Annotated in this window: 19 protein-coding genes; all 19 read left to right on the forward strand. The window is 41.0% G+C overall.

From position 1 onward, the window contains the following. The 19 genes from AC3WTJ_RS02040 (at position 1) to AC3WTJ_RS02130 (ending at position 20,704) form a co-directional block, all read left to right on the forward strand. Complete coding sequence (locus AC3WTJ_RS02040; protein ID WP_492520332.1) at positions 1–981, forward strand: sugar ABC transporter substrate-binding protein; 981 nt, start codon at positions 1–3, stop codon at positions 979–981. Positions 982–1,017: 36 nt separating this feature from the next. Continuing rightward, a complete protein-coding gene (locus tag AC3WTJ_RS02045; protein WP_492520333.1) occupies positions 1,018–2,547 on the forward strand; it encodes a sugar ABC transporter ATP-binding protein in 1,530 nt (509 codons plus the stop codon). Continuing rightward, positions 2,522–3,517: an ABC transporter permease gene (locus AC3WTJ_RS02050; RefSeq protein WP_492520334.1), complete on the forward strand. Its 996-nt coding sequence runs from the start codon at positions 2,522–2,524 to the stop codon at positions 3,515–3,517. The genes AC3WTJ_RS02045 and AC3WTJ_RS02050 overlap by 26 nt, the downstream gene beginning before the upstream one ends. A 124-nt stretch (positions 3,518–3,641) precedes the next feature. Continuing rightward, entirely contained in the window at positions 3,642–4,550 is a 909-nt protein-coding gene (locus AC3WTJ_RS02055) for a MurR/RpiR family transcriptional regulator (RefSeq protein ID WP_492520335.1), read from the forward strand. Between the two features lie 161 nt (positions 4,551–4,711). After that, positions 4,712–5,752, forward strand: coding sequence for a zinc-dependent dehydrogenase (locus tag AC3WTJ_RS02060; protein ID WP_492520336.1), 1,041 nt, complete (start codon positions 4,712–4,714; stop codon positions 5,750–5,752). Between the two features lie 16 nt (positions 5,753–5,768). Then, positions 5,769–6,821: a galactitol-1-phosphate 5-dehydrogenase gene (locus AC3WTJ_RS02065; protein WP_492520337.1), complete on the forward strand. Its 1,053-nt coding sequence runs from the start codon at positions 5,769–5,771 to the stop codon at positions 6,819–6,821. A gap of 24 nt (positions 6,822–6,845) precedes the next feature. Continuing rightward, the gene (locus AC3WTJ_RS02070) at positions 6,846–7,784 is read left to right on the forward strand and encodes a shikimate dehydrogenase family protein (RefSeq protein ID WP_492520338.1); all 939 of its coding nucleotides are present in this window, start codon (positions 6,846–6,848) and stop codon (positions 7,782–7,784) included. A gap of 27 nt (positions 7,785–7,811) precedes the next feature. Further along, a complete protein-coding gene (locus AC3WTJ_RS02075) occupies positions 7,812–8,393 on the forward strand; it encodes a glucose-6-phosphate isomerase (protein WP_492520339.1) in 582 nt (193 codons plus the stop codon). A gap of 225 nt (positions 8,394–8,618) precedes the next feature. Then, on the forward strand, positions 8,619–9,818 hold the full coding sequence (locus tag AC3WTJ_RS02080; RefSeq protein WP_492520340.1) for a sugar ABC transporter substrate-binding protein: 1,200 nt from the start codon (positions 8,619–8,621) through the stop codon (positions 9,816–9,818). A 120-nt stretch (positions 9,819–9,938) separates the two neighbouring features. Next, a complete protein-coding gene (locus AC3WTJ_RS02085; protein WP_492520341.1) occupies positions 9,939–11,432 on the forward strand; it encodes a sugar ABC transporter ATP-binding protein in 1,494 nt (497 codons plus the stop codon). Between the two features lie 3 nt (positions 11,433–11,435). Then, the gene (locus AC3WTJ_RS02090) at positions 11,436–12,428 is read left to right on the forward strand and encodes an ABC transporter permease (protein ID WP_492520342.1); all 993 of its coding nucleotides are present in this window, start codon (positions 11,436–11,438) and stop codon (positions 12,426–12,428) included. A gap of 30 nt (positions 12,429–12,458) precedes the next feature. Further along, complete coding sequence (locus AC3WTJ_RS02095) at positions 12,459–13,340, forward strand: D-psicose 3-epimerase (RefSeq protein WP_492520343.1); 882 nt, start codon at positions 12,459–12,461, stop codon at positions 13,338–13,340. Between the two features lie 104 nt (positions 13,341–13,444). Further along, a complete protein-coding gene (locus AC3WTJ_RS02100; RefSeq protein ID WP_492520344.1) occupies positions 13,445–15,148 on the forward strand; it encodes a methyl-accepting chemotaxis protein in 1,704 nt (567 codons plus the stop codon). Positions 15,149–15,163: 15 nt separating this feature from the next. Beyond that, positions 15,164–15,403, forward strand: coding sequence for a hypothetical protein (locus AC3WTJ_RS02105; protein WP_492520345.1), 240 nt, complete (start codon positions 15,164–15,166; stop codon positions 15,401–15,403). Between the two features lie 89 nt (positions 15,404–15,492). Beyond that, positions 15,493–16,932: a spore germination protein gene (locus AC3WTJ_RS02110; protein ID WP_492520346.1), complete on the forward strand. Its 1,440-nt coding sequence runs from the start codon at positions 15,493–15,495 to the stop codon at positions 16,930–16,932. Between the two features lie 33 nt (positions 16,933–16,965). Then, positions 16,966–18,150 carry a Ger(x)C family spore germination protein gene (locus tag AC3WTJ_RS02115; protein WP_492520347.1) on the forward strand — a complete coding sequence of 395 codons (1,185 nt, stop codon included), beginning with the start codon at positions 16,966–16,968 and terminating at the stop codon, positions 18,148–18,150. A 1-nt stretch (position 18,151) separates the two neighbouring features. Beyond that, positions 18,152–19,240 (forward strand): GerAB/ArcD/ProY family transporter, encoded by a 1,089-nt coding sequence (locus AC3WTJ_RS02120; protein WP_492520348.1) that lies wholly within the window; start codon positions 18,152–18,154, stop codon positions 19,238–19,240. A 258-nt stretch (positions 19,241–19,498) separates the two neighbouring features. Continuing rightward, positions 19,499–19,861: a winged helix-turn-helix transcriptional regulator gene (locus AC3WTJ_RS02125; protein ID WP_492520349.1), complete on the forward strand. Its 363-nt coding sequence runs from the start codon at positions 19,499–19,501 to the stop codon at positions 19,859–19,861. Between the two features lie 69 nt (positions 19,862–19,930). Beyond that, positions 19,931–20,704 (forward strand): Cof-type HAD-IIB family hydrolase, encoded by a 774-nt coding sequence (locus tag AC3WTJ_RS02130; RefSeq protein WP_492520350.1) that lies wholly within the window; start codon positions 19,931–19,933, stop codon positions 20,702–20,704. Positions 20,705–20,808: the final 104 nt, after the last annotated feature.

Here is a 20,808-nt window from a genome sequence, read left to right on the forward strand (position 1 = left end):
ATGCAAACAAAAAAGAATGTTAAAGCTATGTCTCTCATTATCGGTTTGGTACTAATTATGATGGCAATGACGGCTTGCGGCAGCAAGTCGGCGACGAACAATACTAGCAGCGGCACGGCGAGTCCTAAAGATGGCAAAAAACATGTATTTGCGGCCTCATATTTTACTTTGAACAATCCGCACTTTATCGATTGGAGCAAAGGGTTGAAATCCGAAATCGTTGATAAGCATGGCGACAAATTAATTGAGGTTGATGCACAACTTGATATTAACAAGCAAATATCGGATGTTGAAGACTTCATTCAACAAAAAGTAGACGCGATCTTCATTGCTCCTGTTGACAGCAAAGGGATTAAAACTGCACTGCTCTCAGCAAAGAAAGCGAATATCCCAGTTATCATTATGGACGTGCCTCCGCAAGATACAGATCTCGTTACTGCTATGGTGACGACAGATAATTTTATGGCCGGCAAGGTACTTGGGGAAGCAATGGTCAAAAATACGGAAGGCAAAGCCAACGTAGCGATTATCGACTGGTCTGTTGTTCAAGCTGTCGTGGATAGAACAGATGGTTTCAGCTCTGCCATTAAAGATTCACCGGGCATTAAAATTGTTGCAAGACAAGATGGTAAAGCGTCAACAGAATCCGCACTACCGATTATGGAAAATTTCCTGCAGTCCAATCCAGAAATCAATGCTGTGTTTACAATTAACGATCCTTCAGCAGTTGGAGCGTTAGCGGCTATTGAAGCGGCAAAACGAAATGATATTAAAATTTATTCCATTGACGGATCGCAAGATGCTATCAAACTTATTAAAGATAAGAAAATTGTCGGTACTTCAGCTCAATTCCCTGTCAAAATGGGTCAAGTTGCAGGTGACCTTGTCTATAAAATCTTGAATAAAGAATCTTTTGAAAAATGGGTTAAGGTTGAGAGTCTATTCGTAGATCAATCCAACTATCAACAGTATTTGAAATAATACGTTTTTCACGCCGCACGATAAGGAAGGTATCTTATGGGCAACAATACACCACTTTTACAAATGAAAGATATCAGTAAGAGTTTTCCTGGAGTCAAAGCGCTTGATCGTGTGCGCCTAGAAGTCAAAGCAGGAGAAGTGCATGCTCTTCTTGGAGAAAACGGGGCCGGGAAGTCTACACTGATCAAGATTCTTGGCGGAGTATTGGTTCCAGACGAAGGTGAGATCTACTTTGACGGTCAAAAAGTGGAAATTAAGGATGTAAGTTTTTCAGAAAGCATTGGGATTAGCGTCATTCATCAAGAGCTTTGCCTTGCACCGAATATGACCGTTGCTGAAAATATTATGCTAGGCAGGGAGCCCTCCAAGGGCGCCTTGCAGCTAGTCAATATGAAACAGACTATTAGGTTTGGACAGCAGATTCTAGATCAATTCGAGTTAGATATCGATGCTGCTGAATATGTGAGCAACTTGACTGTCGCACAGCAGCAGATGGTGGAAATTGCTAAAGCCTTGTCCAAAGATAACCGAATCATTGTGATGGATGAGCCAACTTCATCATTGACTGAGAGGGAAGTTAGCAAACTGCTGGATACGATACGGGCACTGAGACTGAAGGGTGTATCTGTTATTTATATCTCTCACCGTATGGAAGAACTGTTTGCAATTGCGGACAAAGTCACGATTATCAGAGACGGCACATATGTTGCGACCAGAAACATGACGGAAACAAGTTACCAAGAGATGGTTCAATTGATGGTAGGCAGGGAATTATCCGAAATTTATGCTAAACCGGTTATCGAACGTGGAGAAAAAATTCTTGAAGTGCGAAATCTTAGTAGCGGCACGAGAGTGAAGAACGTAAGTTTTAGTCTTTATAAGGGAGAAATTATTGGTTTTTATGGGTTGGTCGGTTCTGGCAGATCGGAATTGATGAGAGCCATCTTTGGTATCGACAAGGCGGACAGTGGTGAGATCTATTTAAACCAGCAAAAAATACGGATTCGCAGACCAAAGGATGCAATGAAATACGGCATAGGACTTGTTCCGGAAAATCGAAAAGAACAAGGAGCAGTCCTCATTCAAAGCGTTTCCTTCAATATAAGTCTCGGTGTGCTGGACACAATGGTTAAGCGCTTTCAAGTGAATCGACGACAAGAAGAATCGTTAGTGGATAAATATATTGAAAGACTATCAATTCGGACTCCTTCTGCTGAGCAGCAATTAATCAATCTTAGCGGAGGAAATCAGCAAAAAGCGATCATTGCTAAATGGCTTGCGATGAAACCGGACATTTTAATTCTTGATGAACCTACCCGCGGCATTGATATCGGTGCCAAGAAAGAAATCTATGCCTTTATGTCCATTTTGGCACAATCGGGAGTCAGTATCATTATGGTTTCGTCTGAGCTTCCAGAAATCATTAATATGAGTACACGTGTGATAACCATGAATCAAGGGGAAATCAGTGGCGAATTGACGATGGAAAGCGAGATTACCCAAGAGAATATTCTTACTCATGCAACTGGAGGTTTAAAAAATGAACGTGAACACGCAAGGACTTAGCCATCCGAAAAAGGCGAATGCTTGGAAAAAATGGCCAGTAGTTGACTATGTCATTTCAAATTCAGGGATATTGTTAGCCCTTATTGGTTTGATTATTTTCTTTGGACTTACCACGTCGACATTTATGACGACAAGTAATGTGCTTAACGTTTTAAGACAGATTTCGATTAATGCCATTATCGCATTCGGGATGACCTTTACTATTCTGATCACCGGAATTGACTTGTCTGTAGGATCCTTGTTGGCAGTATCCCAGGTAATTACCATAGGACTGTTATTTATGGGGGTACCCATTGTACCAGCGCTAATTGGTGGTATACTCATGGGCGGCGTTCTCGGTTTGATCAACGGATTTGTCATTACAAAAGGTAAGATTCCTCCCTTTATCGTAACATTGTCGATGATGATCATGGCACGCGGTTTCTCGTATGTATTTACTGGTGGTAGACCAATGAGTTTCAGCAATGAGGTGCTGTCTTTCATCGGAAATGGCTATATCGGTCCCATTCCCGTACCTGTTATTATTATGGTCATCTGTTTGATTGTAACGTCATTTATGTTGAATAAGACGAAGTTTGGAAGACACGTATATGCCGTCGGAGGCAACCGAGAAGCAGCTAAATTCTCTGGAATTAACATCTCGAAAATAGAAATCTTGGTTTACACCATTTCGGGTCTATTAGCCGGGTTAAGCGGTGTGATCTTGGCTGCTAGAATGTCTTCCGCACAGCCAACTTCAGGGGAAGGGTTTGAGCTAGATGCCATTGCTGCTGTCGTATTGGGAGGCACGAGCTTTTCTGGCGGCATCGGTAAGATCGGCGGTGTATTTATTGGCGCACTCATTATTGGTGTTCTGAATAACGGATTGAATTTATTGCATGTCTCGTCATACTGGCAGATGATTATAAAAGGTTTAGTTATTGTTATCGCCGTTTACGTTGATTCGCTTAAGAAAAAGAAGCGTGCCTGATATTTTCCAAGCTTCTGGGCATAATGGTGTTGAAAAAAAGATCCTACTTGACTAGAATATCTTTATCGCCTGTTAGGATTCACAATAATCCCGGTGAATATTCAAGATACGAGGTGCACTGCCATTGGAAGAAGGAAATCGTACCCAACACCAGGACGTATTTAAGTTAATTAATACAAAGATAGCCTATTTAAACCCCGCTCTTCGTCGAATTGCTGAGTATATTTTGGAAAATCCGAGCCAATGTAAAAGCATTACGACCAAAGAACTGGCAACCGCTTGCAATGTTGCCGAATCCACAATCACTCGATTTGTCAAAGAAATTGGCTTGGACAGCTATCAGGAGTTGAAAATAGGAATTGTCGAAGCTTTAACGATGAGTGATGCTTCCGGCAGTATGCTCTCTACTGACTCGTACGTTTACGAAGATATTACACGAACTGACACGATGGAAATGATACTGGAGAAGGTTTTATACCGCAATGTGCAGACAATGACCGAAACGAAGCAGCGTTTAAACATTGAAGAGCTCAGTAAGGCTGTAGACGCCATCGACCAAGCCAATACGATCCTTTTCAGCAGTATGGGATCATCGAGGGCTGCTGCGCTTTCGGGTGTCATGAGGTTCACCCGGGCCGGTAAAAAGTGTATGTTTCTCGGAGATCAGAGCTCATTGTTAATGAGCGCTGCGATTTCAAGTCCGGATGACATTATGATTGGGATTAGTAATTCAGGTCGTTCGAAAGATGTCATAGACTCCATGCGGCTTGCTAAATCCAAAGGTACACGTACCATAGGAATCACTTCTTTTGAGGATTCGCCGTTAACGAAGTATTCGGATATTACGCTTTTCACATCGGCCAAATCATCCAGCGAAGGCTCGGCACTCTATTGGGAAGCTGCGGCTTCGAAAGCTGCACAAATCTTGGTGCTGGATTTGATCTACGCTGTGTATGCAGCTAAAAATTTCACGGAAACTTTAAATCACATGGAAGAGACGTATAAGGTCCTTCGCAGTTCCAGAGAAAAATGAGGGAAGTGTCTATGATATGACTCTGTCAAAGTAAGTAAATAAGCTTTGGCAGGTTTTATTATCTCCAAAATAAAATAAAATTCGTTTTTACTATTGACCTTGTAGAATAAAATTCTTTATAATTCGAATAGTAACATTGGTGGTCAGAGAGGAGCTTGCAAATGAAAGCAGCGTACTATTACGGAATTGGAGATATTCGTGTAGAAGATGTGCCGATCCCGGAAATTCAAGATAATGAGATGCTTGTAAAGGTGAAAGCCTGCTCGGTTTGTGGGACAGATAATCGTATTTATCGTCATGGACATTTTAAAGTTCCTGAGGGGATTAAACGTGTGCTTGGTCATGAAACTTCTGGAGAAATCGTCAAAGTTGGTTCAGCGATCAAGAACATGGCCGTAGGTCAGCGTGTTGCGCTGCCGCCGAATGTAGGATGTGGAACTTGCCATATGTGTATCCGTGGCTACAATCAGCTATGTCCTAACTATCAAGCATTCGGAATTAGTATGGACGGTGGATTTGCTGAATATGTAAAGGTTCCTTCCTTCGCGGTGAATAACGTTATTAAGATTCCAGATCATGTGAGTTATGAGGAAGCTGCTATTGCAGAACCGCTTTCATGCGTGGTCCACGCCTACGAAGCTCATAGAACGGTTCCCGGCGACACGGTACTCATTATAGGTCCAGGCCCAATCGGCGCTCTTCATGTCATGATGAACAAAATGGCGGGTGGCCGCATTATCGTAGCAGGACGCTCCGATTCCAGGCTTGAGCAAATCAAGAAATATGGCGCGGATATTGTCATTAATAATAAAGAAAAAGACCTGAAAGAAGAAATAGATAAAATTACGGATGGACGTGGCGTAGACGTTGTCATCACATCAAATTCAGACCCTGAGATGCAGAAAGTTGCGTTAGAAGTTGCGGGCTATCACGGACGTGTGTCACTCTTCGGTGGCCTTCCTAAAGGCAAAGAATTCGTTACGTTGAATACCAACCTTATTCACTATAAGGAGCTTCTCGTTACGGCGACTACAGGCTCCAGTTTGTTGGATGTACACAAAGCTATGGATATGATCTCTACAGGAAAGATTGATGTGAAATCACTCATTACGGCGAAGTTTTCGATCGAAGATACAGTTGACGCTTTAGATTACGCAGCTTCAGGAGCTGGCATGAAGGCACTTATCACATCAGAACTCTAATTATGGAGGTATCATCATGAATAAACTTATGAACGCGGCAGTTTTGCATGCGCCGGCAGATCTTCGCTACGAACAGGTTGCGGTTCCATCCTTTAAAGACGATCAAGTCTTGGTACGAGTGCGAGCTGCTGGTGTATGCGGCTCCGATCTTGGACGCGTTATGAAGACGGGGACATACAGCTTTCCAACGATACCTGGTCATGAATTTTGTGGAGAAATAGCTGCAGTAGGTTCACTTGTGAAAGATTATAAGCCTGGAGATCGGGTTGCCGTAGCTCCTATTCTTCCTTGTGGAACATGTGAGTTCTGCGAGTCTGGAGATTATGGGTTATGTGATAACTATAACTATCTAGGTTCCCGTACTCACGGCGGTTACGCCGAGTATACGGTTGCTCCTTCGAGGAACTTGGTTCGACTACCGGATAGCATGTCATTTATTGAAGGAGCCATGGTTGAACCGGCTGCCGTTACACTCCACGGCATGATCAGGGTTGGTGTCAACGTTGGCGATACAGTAGCCGTTCTTGGATGCGGTACAATCGGACTATTCGCCATTCAGTTTGCCAAGATTATGGGGGCAACTCAGGTCATAGCTTCGGACGTCGCTGCGGACAAGCTTGAATTAGCCAAACAATTGGGAGCCGATGTTGTTATTCATTCAGGTGAAATTGACGCAGCAGTGAAGATCAAGGAACTAACCGGTGGAAGAGGAGTAAATGTAGCTGTAGAAACTGCCGGTGTCGTTCAAACACAAGAACAATGTTTAAGAATTACCAAGAAAAAGGGACGCGTTCTTTACCTTGGAACCGCACATAGAGATGTTGTATTACCACCAAAAAGTTTCGAGTGTATCGTAAGAAACGAGCTTACCTTGGTTGGTTCCTGGAATTCTTACAGTGCTCCATTTCCAGGTGTTGAATGGCAAGCGACTATCGATTATGTAAAAAGCGGAGCGCTAAAACTTCAGCCACTCGTTACCCACAAGTTCACACTAGGGGATGCACCCGCTGTATTTGTAGACTTAGTAGAACGAAAATATCCTTTTACAAAAGTCATTTACGAGATTTAAAAAAATCATATTAGGAGAATTCATATGATACTTCCTTCTAAAGCAACTCAACCAACGATGTACTTTATAGGCGTTACGACTACAAAATCGTCAATCATGAAGCTTTTCCCGTTATGGGCGGAAGCGCTTGGACTGAAGGATGCCGTTATTAAAGGCATAGACATCGATATCCACGCTAAACCGGAAGTTTATAGAGAAGTTGTAGAGTTTATTAAGAATGATGAATTGTCCCTTGGAGCTTTAGTCACAACTCACAAAATTGATCTCTACGACGCTGCCAGTGACCTGTTCGACTACTTGGACCCCCATGCGCAAATGTTCAAAGAGCTTTCCTCCATTTCAAAGAAAAATGGCAAGTTAGAAGGTTACGCGAAAGATCCTATTTCTAGTGGATTGGCTATGGAAGCATTTATTCCGAACGATTACTGGAACCATGGCGGTGAAGTATTAATTCTCGGTTGCGGTGGAAGTGCTCTGGCGATCAGCTCTTATTTAACGGAAAAAGAGCACGGTGACCACTTACCATCTAAAATCATCTTGACAAATCGCAGCAGGCCAAGACTAGATTCAGCCAGAGAACTGCTCTCGCAGTTAGATACGAAAGTGCCTTTCGAATATCATCTGTGTCCTGATCCATCGCAGAATGATGATGTCATGGCGAATTTGAAACCAAATTCGTTAGTCATCAACGCGACTGGTCTCGGTAAGGACCGTCCGGGATCACCGCTAACGGATCAAGGAAACTATCCGCAAAACGGCTTGGTGTGGGAGCTGAACTACCGGGGAGAACTCGATTTTATGCATCAAGCATTAAAACAAAAAGAACAACGGAACCTGCATGTTGAAGACGGATGGATTTATTTTATCCATGGATGGACTCAGGTTATTGCAGAGGTATTTCATATTGAGATTAAAGGCGAAGTACTGAACAAATGCGCTAAAATTGCTGAATCGATTAAATAACCAATAAATGATTAAGGGGTGTTTTAAATGAGTCAAGAAGTTAGTGTAAAGCCATTTTCTATGTATTTCGATTTGTTAAACGGGATGTCTGGCGAGAAAAGTACAACAAAACGCTATCTGTCTAATATGAGAGGCATGTTCGCTGATGGTGAAGCTCTTGAAGCCATGATTGCTAAAGAGAATTCGCTGATGTATGAATTTTTTGAACTTGAGATGCCCGAAAAAGACGGCCACCTGTTGTTCGGTACAAGTATCGTCTACCCAGGAAAAGTCGGTGATGAGTATTACATGACCAAAGGGCATTTTCATACGATTCTGGACACGGCCGAGGTCTACTACTGTTTGAAAGGTAAAGGCTATATGCTGATGGAAAATCCTGAAGGGGATGTAGTAGCTGAAGAAATGACGCCTGGAAGAGCTGTATATGTACCTGGCCGTTATGCGCATCGAAGCGTTAATGTCGGTGATGAGCCTATGATCACATTCTTCGTTTTCAGAGCAGATGCAGGCCATGATTACGGAACGATTGAAACGAAAGGCTATAGAAAACTGATTGTGGACAAAGACGGCAAGGTAGAACTAGTGGACAATCCCAGATGGGGTAAATAATAAATCTTATTGAATTATTGGGCCTGAATGTTTGTACTGATGTTCAGGCCCACCCTTTATTTGGGGGGAAATTGTCTAAAACCTACAAACAGATTATTCAGTCATCTTAGTCAGGAGGAAGGGGGTTGTATAAAGGAATACGCTGAATTGTCGATGAAGTCAGTTTCTATTTTACAAGGTTTGTAAGCGCTTTATTATTCTCGTATGAATAAGGGGGAACTGCATATGAAAAAGGTTGTTCTAAGGAAATCGAACTTGTTTCTGCTTTTCACACTGGCTGTAAGTTTAATGGCTGCTTGTTCCAGTCAAACGGCCCCTTCGTCAAAATCAGAGCAGCAGGGGAGTCAACCTCAAGCGCCTGCAGTAAACGATGATTCGGCTAAAAAGCTTGGGAAGATCGTCATTGGTTGGGTTCCACCTGATATTACTGGCGTGTATAAAATAGCAACTTCTTACATGGAGAAGTCGGCTGAAGATGCAAAGAAAGCCGGTTTAGATGTAGAAATCCTGACGAAGGCCAGCAATAATCATGGCGATGCGAATGCTCAAATCCATAACATTGAAGACATGATTCAAAGAAAAGTAAGCGCAATCATAATTTCACCAGCTGATGTAGAACCGCTGAAACCGGTGCTGAAACAAGCGGAAGAAGCGAAAATTCCTGTTATTATCGTAAACCTGCTGACTCCGATCGAAGGGGTTCATGTCGATTCTTACATAGGATTTGATAATGCGCAGGCAGCAGAAGTTTCCGCATATGCGATGCTGAATGCACTTGGGGGTCCAGGTGTATTGGATGGTAAAGGGAAAAAGGTGGATGTTCAAGCACGCCAAGAATTGGATTTAAAATGGTGGCAGAACGTATATAAAGACGTTGACCCGAATTCGATTAAAGGAAAAATTGCCATTCTTTCAGGGGTTCCTGGAAGTTTCTACGATAACGAGCGTCAAAAGGGCTTTGAAAATGTATTGAAAAAGTATCCGAACGTTCAAGTTGTCACCAAATTGCCGGCGGATTGGAATCGTCAAAAAGGCGTATCTGTCACCGAGAACATTTTGCAGAAGTATAAAGATATTAATGGTATTTGGGCTGCATCAAATGAAATGGGATTAGGTGCCATCAATGCCGTTGAAAACGCTGGGCTTACTGGTAAAGTATTCGTCACAACGAACGATGGAACGTCGGAGAGTGTTGACCGAATTAGAGAGGATAAGATTCTAAGTGAAACATGGCATGGTTTCCCAGAGTGGGGTTGGTACGGTGTCAAATTCGGGGTAATGCTCCATCTGGGAGAGCAAGTACCGCAAATTTACGACATTAGACCGCGGACAGAGTTTAAGACCAATGCGAATGACTTTTATCCAAATCCAGTACTTGACCCAATTGATTGGAAGGATATTATTAGCAAAGCAAAAGTGAAATAATCATAGGTTTGTAAGATTCATCGTTTTATCTCCTTTGTGCTCAAACGCAGTTAATAACTCTTTGAGCACAAAGGTATTCCAATCGTTCCTGAAACAAGATGGGTGGAGATGATGACTTAAATGACGAATACACTTTTGAAAATGAACAAAATTAAAAAGCGCTTTTATGAAACGATAGCATTAGCAGATGTGGATTTAGAGATTAAAAAAGGTGAAGTTCACATGCTATTAGGTGAAAATGGCGCAGGCAAATCGACACTAATGAAAATTTTATCGGGATCTTATGTTCCTGACGATGGTCAGATTTACTGGGAAGGTAGTCCTGTAGCGTTTAAAAGTCCTTCAGACTCTCTCGCATTAGGGATTGGCATGGTATATCAGGAATTGAATATGATCAAAGACATGAGCGTCATGGAAAACATTTTTCTAGGTCGAATGCCAAAACGTAAAATGCTTCCTCTAGTTGATTGGAATAAGGTCACCCATAACACGGAGAAGGTTCTGAGTACTCTGGGATTAGATATAGATTTACATGAGAAAATATCACATTATGACTTGGGCGTCCAGCAACTGGTCGAAATTGCACGGGCGATTTCACGGAATGCGAAATTAATTATTTTGGATGAGCCTACTTCTGCTCTAACGGATAAAGAGGTGAAATCTCTGTTTCAAGCGATTAGACGCTTGAAACAGCAAGGAATCTCCTTTGTTTACATAACGCATAAGCTCGATGAGGTCTTTGAAATTGGTGATACTGTAACGGTACTGAGAGATGGCCATTCAATCGATACAATTCATGATATTACAAGTGTTTCACAAGACAAACTGGTAAGTATGATGGTTGGTCGTTCCATCGATGAGCAATTCCCCAAATATAATCACTGTACTTCGAAAAAAATATTGGAAGTGCATGGTCTGAGTGACGGAAAAGCAATCCAAGATATTTCTTTCTCTTTGCATGAAGGCGAGATCTTGGGTATTGCAGGTCTGGTTGGTTCAGGCATTACCGAGTTGGTGGAAAGCTTATTTGGTCTGAGAAAGCCTGTGGAAGGAAGCATTGTATTACATGATGAACCTTATTCACCGAGGAGTCCTAGGGCAGCAATTGACCGGAATCTGGGTTTGGTTACGAAAAATCGTAAAGAGGGTTTATTATTGCACATGTCAGTTGCTGACAACATCACGGTATCAAGTTTTGCTGGTTTCGGTAAATGGGGATTCAGAAATAAGAAAAAAGAGCAGGAAATCTCGGAAGCATATAAAAAGCTGTTGAAAATTAGCACGCCTAGTGTTTTCAGCCATATCGGAAAATTAAGTGGAGGAAATCAGCAAAAGGGCGCCATAGCGAAGTGGCTGTGCAATCAAACAAAGGTTTTTATTATGGATGATCCCACTCGCGGCATTGATATCGGGGCCAAAGTGGAAGTGTATAAATTACTGAATCAAATAACAAAACAAGGCGGTTCAATTCTGCTTGTATCAACGGAATTGCCGGAATTAATCGGATTGTCGGATAACATTATTGTTATGAACAGAGGCCGATTGGTTGCAAGCTTTGATGCACGAGAGTGCAGTCAGGAATTAATTATGGATAAAGCGGCAGGAGGGCTCTAACGCATGCAAAGTATTGATATGACTGTCATTCAGAAAGAAAAGGCCGTAGCGAAAAAGAAAACATTCCTCTCATACGTCAACAAAGTCAGTCCGATTATCCCACTGCTCATATTAATTGTGTATATGGCTATTTCGAATCGTGAATTCTTCACGGTAAGTAATTTCTTAAATATTGCCAAGCAATCCTCCGTTATGGGGATTCTTGCAGTTGGCCAGACGATGGTTATTATTGCTGCGGGAATCGATTTGGCTGTTGGTTCGGTAATGGCATTAACCGGTTGCATTATTGCAGTAGCTATTATTAATGGCGGTGTTAATCCCATCTTAGCCGTTATCATCGGAATCGTTTGCGGTATTCTTACTGGTTCCTTAATCGGTCTTATTATCACCAAAATTAAAGTTCAGGATTTTATAGCTACCTTAGGCTCATTAACAGCAATTCAAGGTTTTGCATTGTTGACAAGCGGTGGACTTCCTATTACAGGACTTCCGAAAGCCTTGTTAGTAATTGGTAATGGTAACATCGCAAAGATTCCAATTTCATTTCTTGTCTTTATTTTTGTCGCTATCATTGGCTGGGTTATTTTAAGGCATACGACGATCGGGCGTAATGTTTATGCGCTGGGTGGAAATCGTGAAGCGGCATGGGTATCTGGGATCAATGTCAATAGGACCAAAACTTTCGTTTATGCATTCTCAGGATTTTGTGCATCAATCGCAAGCATTGTTATGTTGGGTAGACTTAACTCGGCGAATGCATTAATGGGTGAAGGGATGGAGCTGTTATCGATCTCAGCCGTCGTTCTTGGCGGTACGAGTCTTTTTGGTGGAGCCGGAGCGATCGGTGGAACGATTATAGGCGTCATCACCATGGGGACACTTAGTAACGGACTGAATTTCTTGGATATATCCGCATTTTGGCAGAAGGTCATTTTAGGGTTGGTTATTATTAGCGTAGTAGCGCTGGACACGTTTAGAAGAAGAGTATCTAAATAGAGCATGCCCAAAATAGAGGAGGATAAGACCATGTATAAATACGGTGTTCACAGTTCATTCGGTGAGAAAAATTGGAATTTCAATTTGTTTAAAGCAGTGAGAAGACATGCACAAAACGGGTTCGATGTGGTAGAAGTTTTTGTTCCTACGCTTCTATCCAGACCTAAGCATGAGTACCAGGAGTTAAAAAAAGTCGCTGATGAATATGGCGTAGAATTGACGTATTCAACGGGGCTGGCCAAAGAACATGATCTGTCCTCCAAAGACGAACGTATCCGTAGACAAGCGATCGAATATGTAAAACATGTTCTTGAAATTATCGCAAGCATGGGAGGTACCACCTTTGGAGGAGTTACCTATGCAGCATGGGCCGGGAAGCTTGAGCCCGGAGAACTCGATAGAAGCTCGTATGTTGACAACAGCCTCAAAAGTATGAGAGAGTTGGCGAAAACAGCTGAAGATCTGGGCATTACGTATTTGTTCGAGGTTGTGAATCGCTTCGAGACGACGATCATGAATACAGCCGCTGAAGGCAGGGCTTTTATCGACGCAGTCGGCAGCCCAAACTGCAAACTAGTTCTCGATACGTTCCATATGAATATCGAAGAAAGTAATTTCAAGAGCGCCATTGTAACCGCCGGTGATCGCTTGGGCTGCATGCACGTGGGCGAATGTGACCGCAGTCTTCCGAATAAGGAAGGGAGAACGAATTGGGTTGAATTATATCGAGCGCTCAAAAGCATTGATTATAACGGTATTTTAACGATTGAATCCTTTATTACAACAGGTGGGGAAGTCGGAAGGGACATTGGGTTATATCGTGATCTTACTTTCGGTAAAGATGAAACTCAACTGGATGTATCGATTAGAGAGGCTTTGAATTTCCTGAAATCCCACGAAGATATTTCATAGTCCTTTACTTGTCGTGGCCTTATACTAACAATGACCGGGCTCTATAGCCCGGAAATTGTCATATTCAAAGTTCATATTATAGACGTTAGTTGAAAGGAGTTAGGATGAGACTTACCATAGGAACAAAAATATTGACCGGATTTTTAATCGTATTATGTTTGATGGTTATGGTTGCTGGGTTCAGTGTTAAGCAAATGTCCGATATGGGAGAAGAAGCCGTATCAATTGAAAATAAATGGATGCCTAGTGTGAAAACGCTAGCTGCCATGCAATCAAATATGTTCGGGATTCAACAATCTATATTCGAAATGATTCTCGAAACCGATGATCAGAAAATAGTTCAAGCTCAAAGTAAAATGAACGATTTGATCGCCGAGTTGAAAACGATACAAAAGAAATATCATGACGTGTATACCTCGAATGATAATGAAAGAAAGCTATATCAACAGTTGGTTGAAACCGAGGAACAGTATTTGAAGTCATTCCCGGAAGTCATTCAAGCAAGGAAGCGAAATGATTTTATTACGGCTAATTTTTTAATTTCCCAGTCACTCCCGCAATTTAATCAAGCAATGAGCAACTTGGAGCAATTAATAAAACTCAACGATTCAGGCTCTAATTTGGCGACAGGTCGTTCGATTCAAACCTTCAAGTCGGGGAGGCTTTTTGTCATTATTGTCAGTATGCTAACTGTCATTACCAGTTTAGGCCTCGCTTATTTTATTGCCAGGATGATTTCGAGGCCACTCATCAAAGTAACGGCAGCGGCTAAGGAGATGGCAAAGGGCGATTTGACAATCCACAATCTAACAATCGACAGCACAGACGAGATTGGGGATTTAGCGAAATCTTTCAATGAAATGGTGATAAGCTTGCGAGAGCTAATGTTTCAAGTTGGAATCAATTCTGAATTGGTTGCCGCTTCTTCACAACAGCTTACCGCAAGTGCTGATCAAACAAGCTCGGCATCTGAACGTGTAGCCATTCACGCACAAAACGTTGCGATGGGTGCGCAACATCAAGTGCATGATTTAGGAGAGAGCAAATTGATCATTGACAATATGTTCGAGAGTATCAACCAAATTGTCAGAAGGGTTCAGCTTGCGACGACTGCAGTTAGTGAGTCTGCTAAATTATCCCATATTGGGAATGAAGCAATCCAAACGTCAAAACAGCAAATGGATATCATTCAAAGTTCGGTTCAAAGATTATACGAGATCGTTAATAAGTTGGCCGATAACTCTAACGAAGTGGGTAAAATTATTAGTGTGATCACTGAAATTGCTTCAAAAACGAATTTACTAGCTCTTAATGCAACGATTGAAGCTGCTAGAGCAGGAGAGCAAGGCAATGGTTTTGCTGTTGTGGCATATGAAGTACGGAAGTTAGCCGAACAAACGGGAATATCAGCCAAGCAAATCGCAAACTTAGTTACAAACAATCAGCATGAAACTCAAAGTGCTAAACAATTTATGGAGATTAGTGCCAAGGAAGTATCAGACGGTATGTACATTATTTATGAAGCAGGAGAATCTTTTGCACAAATTCATAAGGCTGTTGGTTCAATAGAAATTCAGACTAATGAAGTATCGGTATCAGTGTTGCAACTATTGAATGGAGCCGAGCAAATAACAAGGTCAATCGATAATGTTGCCAATTTGGCTGAACAGTCGGCGGCTGATACTCAAAATGTATCAGGTGTGGCGGAAGAGCAGCTTGCTTCAATGGAAGAAATTCATGCTTCTGCAACATCACTTGCCGACATGGCATCGGACCTTCAAAACGTAATTAGTAAATTTAAAGTATAGGGAGAGGTTTACGTTATGAAATTATACAATCTCAAAGATATCAATGGTTTTTTTGAGGTATTGGACAAATGCCAAGGTGTTGTTGAACTCATATCATCAGAGGGAGATCGACTAAATCTTAAATCCAAGTTAAGCCAATACGTAGCATTGAGTAAAATATTTGCAGATACTCAAATTAATGACATAGAGATTATTGCACACGATCCTCATGATGTGGCTCTGTTGTTTCAATTTCTAGTTAACGGTGACCACTAGTGAAATATTTAATGGAATTGGGCTGATTGCATTGAATTGGTATTATTGGGAATATTAAAATTTATATATATTGGAAAAGAGGGATGCAGGTGGAGCAGCTTAACGAAGGGAATCGAATGTTGACTAGTTTAGCTGCTAATGAAGCCCGCATTCGTTCTATTTTCAATCACTGTGACGATATTGTATTTCGAAGCTTTAGGTTGAAGGATAATGGTAAAGGAATCATCGTATTTCCAGAAGGTTTGGTAGATGAACAGCGCATTGAAGCACAAATTCTTCAGCCACTATTATTTTTTAGTGATACAGATGTTGAGTGGGATAAGGATAAATTAACATGGTTGATTTACAAAGTTTTGCCTACGGAGAAAATCACTATACAAATAAGTGAAGATGCTACAGCTGAAGCAATCTTAAGTGGAGATGTTCTTCTGCTTGTCGATGGAGTTCCTAGTTTTATTCTGATTGGTATGAGTTCGTTTAAAACCAGATCTATCGAAGAACCGCTGTCAGAACCTGTGATTCGAGGACCACGTGATGGATTTACTGAATGTTTACAGATTAATACAACTCTAATACGGCGTAGGCTATTAACTCCTAAACTAAAAAGCGAATTGCTTCATATTGGCACATTATCCCGTACTAAAATAAGTGTCATGTATGTAGAGGGTATAGTTAAGCAAAATCTCATTGAAGAAGTGAGAAAAAGACTTCAAAATATTCAAATAGAGACTGTACTTGAAAGCGGATATATTGAAGAGTTGATATTGGATAACCGTTATTCTCTTTTTCCACAGATGATGACAACAGAACGTCCGGATAGGGCGACAGCAGCGTTATCGGAAGGGAAAGTTGTCATATTAGTTGATAACACACCATTTTGTCTTATCGCGCCTACTTCATCCTTTGAAATGCTTCAATCTGCAGAAGACTATAGCCAGAATTTCATCATTATGACAGCGACACGATGGCTGCGTTTCTCATTGTCTATAATTGCGCTTACTTTCCCCTCCATTTATATCGCGGTTACAACAATGCATCAAGAAATGCTGCCGAGTGATTTATTGCTTAGTATAGCTTCCGCGAGGGAAGCTGTTCCCTTTCCTGCAATCATCGAAGCAACAATTATGGAACTTGCTTTCGAAGGTTTGAGAGAGGCAGGTATTCGATTGCCTAGGCAAGTTGGCCAGGCTGTAAGCATCGTTGGAGCTCTGGTTATCGGTCAAGCGGCTGTGCAGGCAGGACTTGTATCATCACCGCTTGTTATTGTTGTGTCGTTCACAGGAATTGCGTCATTTGTATTCCCGTCGTATACACAAGGGATGGCGATCCGTTTTCTTCGATTTCCATTGATGCTTGTAGCAGGTGTTCTTGGACTGTATGGTATTCTCGTCGTCTTTCTTGCCATGCTGATTCACTTGTCCAAGTTGAAATCATTCGGAGTGCCTTATCTATCTCCTTCAGCATCGTTTACTGGTATAGGCGATATTATTTTGCGTGCGCCCTGGTGGTCAAACAAGAATAAGAAGTGAGCTTCAAGGGGATTTTGGAAAGGATAATGTTGAATGATTAATCATATCAAGCGACTTTTCAATATATTAACCTTACTTCTATTGCTTACTGGCTGTTGGGGAAGAACAGAAGTCGATAATATCGCCATTGTGAATGCTATTGGAGTTGACTTGATAGATCGTAATTTCATAAAAGTGACTCTGCTTTTAGCCGTCCCACGGCTTATTGGAAATTCAGCCGGTGGAGGAGGAGCAGACTCTAAGTTAGAAGCTTCGTCGGGTTGGGTGGTCTCAGAAGAGGCTAGATCCGTGATGGAGGCTTTTGACAAATTACAAAGAAAACTTCCGCGCAAAATTTTTTTCTCCCATAATCGTGTTATTGTCTTAGGTGAGCGGCTTGCGAAAAATGGTACCCTGCCAACTCTTGATTTCTTTATGCGTAATCGGCAATCGCAAATTAGGAGCAATATTATGGTTTCTAAATCAGATGCGTCTGATGTACTTAAATTTAAGCCTAAATTTGAAAAGTTGGCTTCAGAGGTCATGAAAGCAGAGTTGAAAATGAGCCATTTAAACTTTATCACACTTGGCAGATTCTATAACATGGTCATGGAAGAGGGGCAGGAAGCATATATCCCACAAATCATGTTTGTTCCTTCAGCAGGAAAAGAGTCAGATTTAAATAACCTGATTGTTTCAAGAAGCACAGCCGTTTTCAAGGGCGATCGATTAGTTGGTCGGCTTGATGAAAAGGAAGCAATGGCTTTGCTGTGGGTTCGAAATGATATGCATGATGGAGTTGTCACTGTAAATCTGCCACAAGATGTTGGTGGTGGATATGTTAGTGGGGAATTTGAAAATTTGAAAAGTAAAATCTCTCCTACGATACAGAATGGGGCTTTAGAGAAAATTGAAGTTGCTCTTACGACATCGCTTAAAATTTCGGAAAACACATCAAATCTTGACTTGCATTTAATTGATAATAAGAAGATAGTCAGCAACTTATTCGCTAATGAGGTTAAGGATAGAGTCGAGATGCTTTGTAAGAAGATACAGAAACAACAACATTCCGATATTTTGGGGCTTGGTCAAACGTTGTTTCAAGAAAATTCGCAAATCTGGAATGCTTACGCCCCAGATTGGGATACATTATTCTCTGACATTCAAGTTGACGTTTATGCAAAAGTGCAAATTGTCCAGACAGGTTTGATTGGTAAAGACGGACAAAGGGGGGAATGAGATGACTACGATCTCGTCTTACCAACTGTTTTCGCTAATGGTTTTATTCCAATTTGGAACAACAGTTATTTTCGGATATGGGTCTGAGTCAGGACGTGATGCCTGGATAACCGCATCGATATCATCTTTGATTGGTGGAGGTCTTATAGCTGGCTATGTATTAATCTCCAAAATAAATGCCTATGCATCTCCAGTAAAATGGTTTCCAAATTGGCTTGGTAAATGGGTTGGAACACCGATAGCATGGCTTTACCCCCTCTTTTTCGTATATACTGCCTCACGTATTATATGTGATCTCAGATTTTTGCTCCCACTTACACTGCTTCCCAAAACACCTGATTGGTTTTTTATCGGTGTTCTCATGTTGTTAATCATGTATCTCTTGTTCGCAGGTCCAGAGGTACTATTAAGAATAGCGGGTATTCTATTACCATCAATAGTCATATTTATCTTGGTTGAAGCGATTGTACTTTTGGCCTCCGGAAGCTTGCATGGCGATTATCTGAAACCTATGTTTGCTGAAGGTTACGGGAGGATATTGAGAAATGTTTGGCCGGTTGGGATTACGACAACATATGGTGAAAGTTTAGCGGTCTGTGTATTTTGGTGTTTGTTAAACAAAAAAGAAAATTTGGGGAGGGTAAGCGTAGGTTCGGCACTGTTCGCAGGCTTATTTTTTGTCTTTTTTGATGTGATTTCCATCGCAGCACTAGGCGAGAGCCTATTTAAAAAAATGATTTTTCCTGCATTCACAATACTAAAGCTGACAAGTGTCGCCAATTTCTTAGAGAATATGGAGGTTTTTGGGGCTATGTACTTTATGTGCACAGCATTTATTAAAATCTCCGTTTACATGCTTGCTGCAGTTATTTGTATACGTGATTTAACCTACTCGGTGAATGATCGTATAACAATTTGGGTAGTGACATTATCGGCTTATTTAATAGCTATGACAATGGCAATTAATTTATCTGACCACATACAAGTATGGGTAGGAGATATAACCAATATAATTGTAGTTCCATTATACATTATTCTACCCGCATTAATTCTTATGCTTTCAGGCTTTAGTAAATTGAAAAAGAGGTGAGTGTTAATGAGAATACACTTTCCCTGGGAATCAAGTATTTTACTACAATATCCGTGGACCCTTCCGTGTACATTGATCGTGGCTGCATTGATCCTTTCATTAATAAGTTGGTTCAAACCAAAGAAATAAACGGATAAGGAGATATTGCTATTAATCAAAATCTGAAGACTCTTATTGGGTATACTCTTATCTCGTTTTATTTTATTAGCTTCGAAGGTGTTCACAAGTTAATTGACGTGAGAGGAGAGGAGAGGAGTTATGGCTAGAAAAAAATTTAATGTTTCTGTTGAGGCAACGCTGGATGTGATAGGTGGAAAGTGGAAATGTGTCATCCTCTGTCACTTGACTCATGGAAAGAAGCGTACGATTGAATTAAAGCGTGCAATGCCCGGTATTACACAGAAGATGCTAACTCAACAACTAAGAGAGTTGGAGAATGACGGAATTATTAATCGAATTTGTTATACTCAAATTCCACCAAAAGTAGAGTATGAACTTAGTGTATATGGATGGAGCTTGAAGAGTGTATTAGATACTTTATGTCATTGGGGAGAACTGCATATCAAAAAGGTTTATGGTAGTAATAATGACGTATTGGAAGAAAGTGCATTAACGAGATGATGCTTTAGTATTTTTTGAGATTCGAGTAGTTTCACATTGAGCATCATTCACCAAAAAAGGAAAATGGAAATGAAAAATAAAATCATTTTTTTTGATATTGACGGAACTCTACTGGATCATCAGAAACGGCTTCCAAATTCAACTAAAAAGGCTGTTCAGCTGCTCAAACAGGCAGGACATGTAGTTGCAATCGCAACGGCTCGTTCTCCTTTCATGTTTGAAAATCTTGCAATAGAACTGGGTGTAAACTCATTTGTCAGTATTAATGGTCAATACGTTGTACTTGAAGGAGAGGTTATATATAGTAACCCTTTAAAATCAGAGATAATTCATACTTTAAAAAATTATGCTGACCATCTGCAGCATCCGTTGGTGTATGCAGATCATGAGAAGTTAAGATCAACAATGGATAAGCATGTTTATGTTGACACATGTTTTAGATCCCTAAAAATGTCTTCTCCAGTTCATCAACCAAACTATTATATTGATCGGGACATATTTCAGTGCATATTATTTTGTACAAAAGAAGATGAAATGCTCTATAAGAATAAATTTCCAGATCTGCATTTTGTACGTTGGCATGAGGTTGCCATGGATGCGATTCCTACTGGTAGATCAAAAGCCTATGGAATTGAAAGATGTATTGATAGACTAGGCTTCTCAAAAGAAGAAGCATATGCATTTGGAGATTCTTATAATGATATCGAGATGCTTCAATATGTAGGTAACGGCATAGCAATGGGAAATGCGCCGGATGCCGTAAAAGATGTGGCAAAATTAGTTACAACAGATGTAGAGGAAGACGGGATATTCAACGGATTAAAAATGTTGGGTTTGTTATAGCTAGTTTAGAGCAATTGCCGGCAAGCAAGAACCGATTAAAAACTTAAAAAATTATAATTTTATTGAAGTGACGTCTCAGGTGATACTGTTCTGCAGTTTACATC

The organism is Paenibacillus sp. FW101-FHT12H11 (assembly GCF_058790355.1).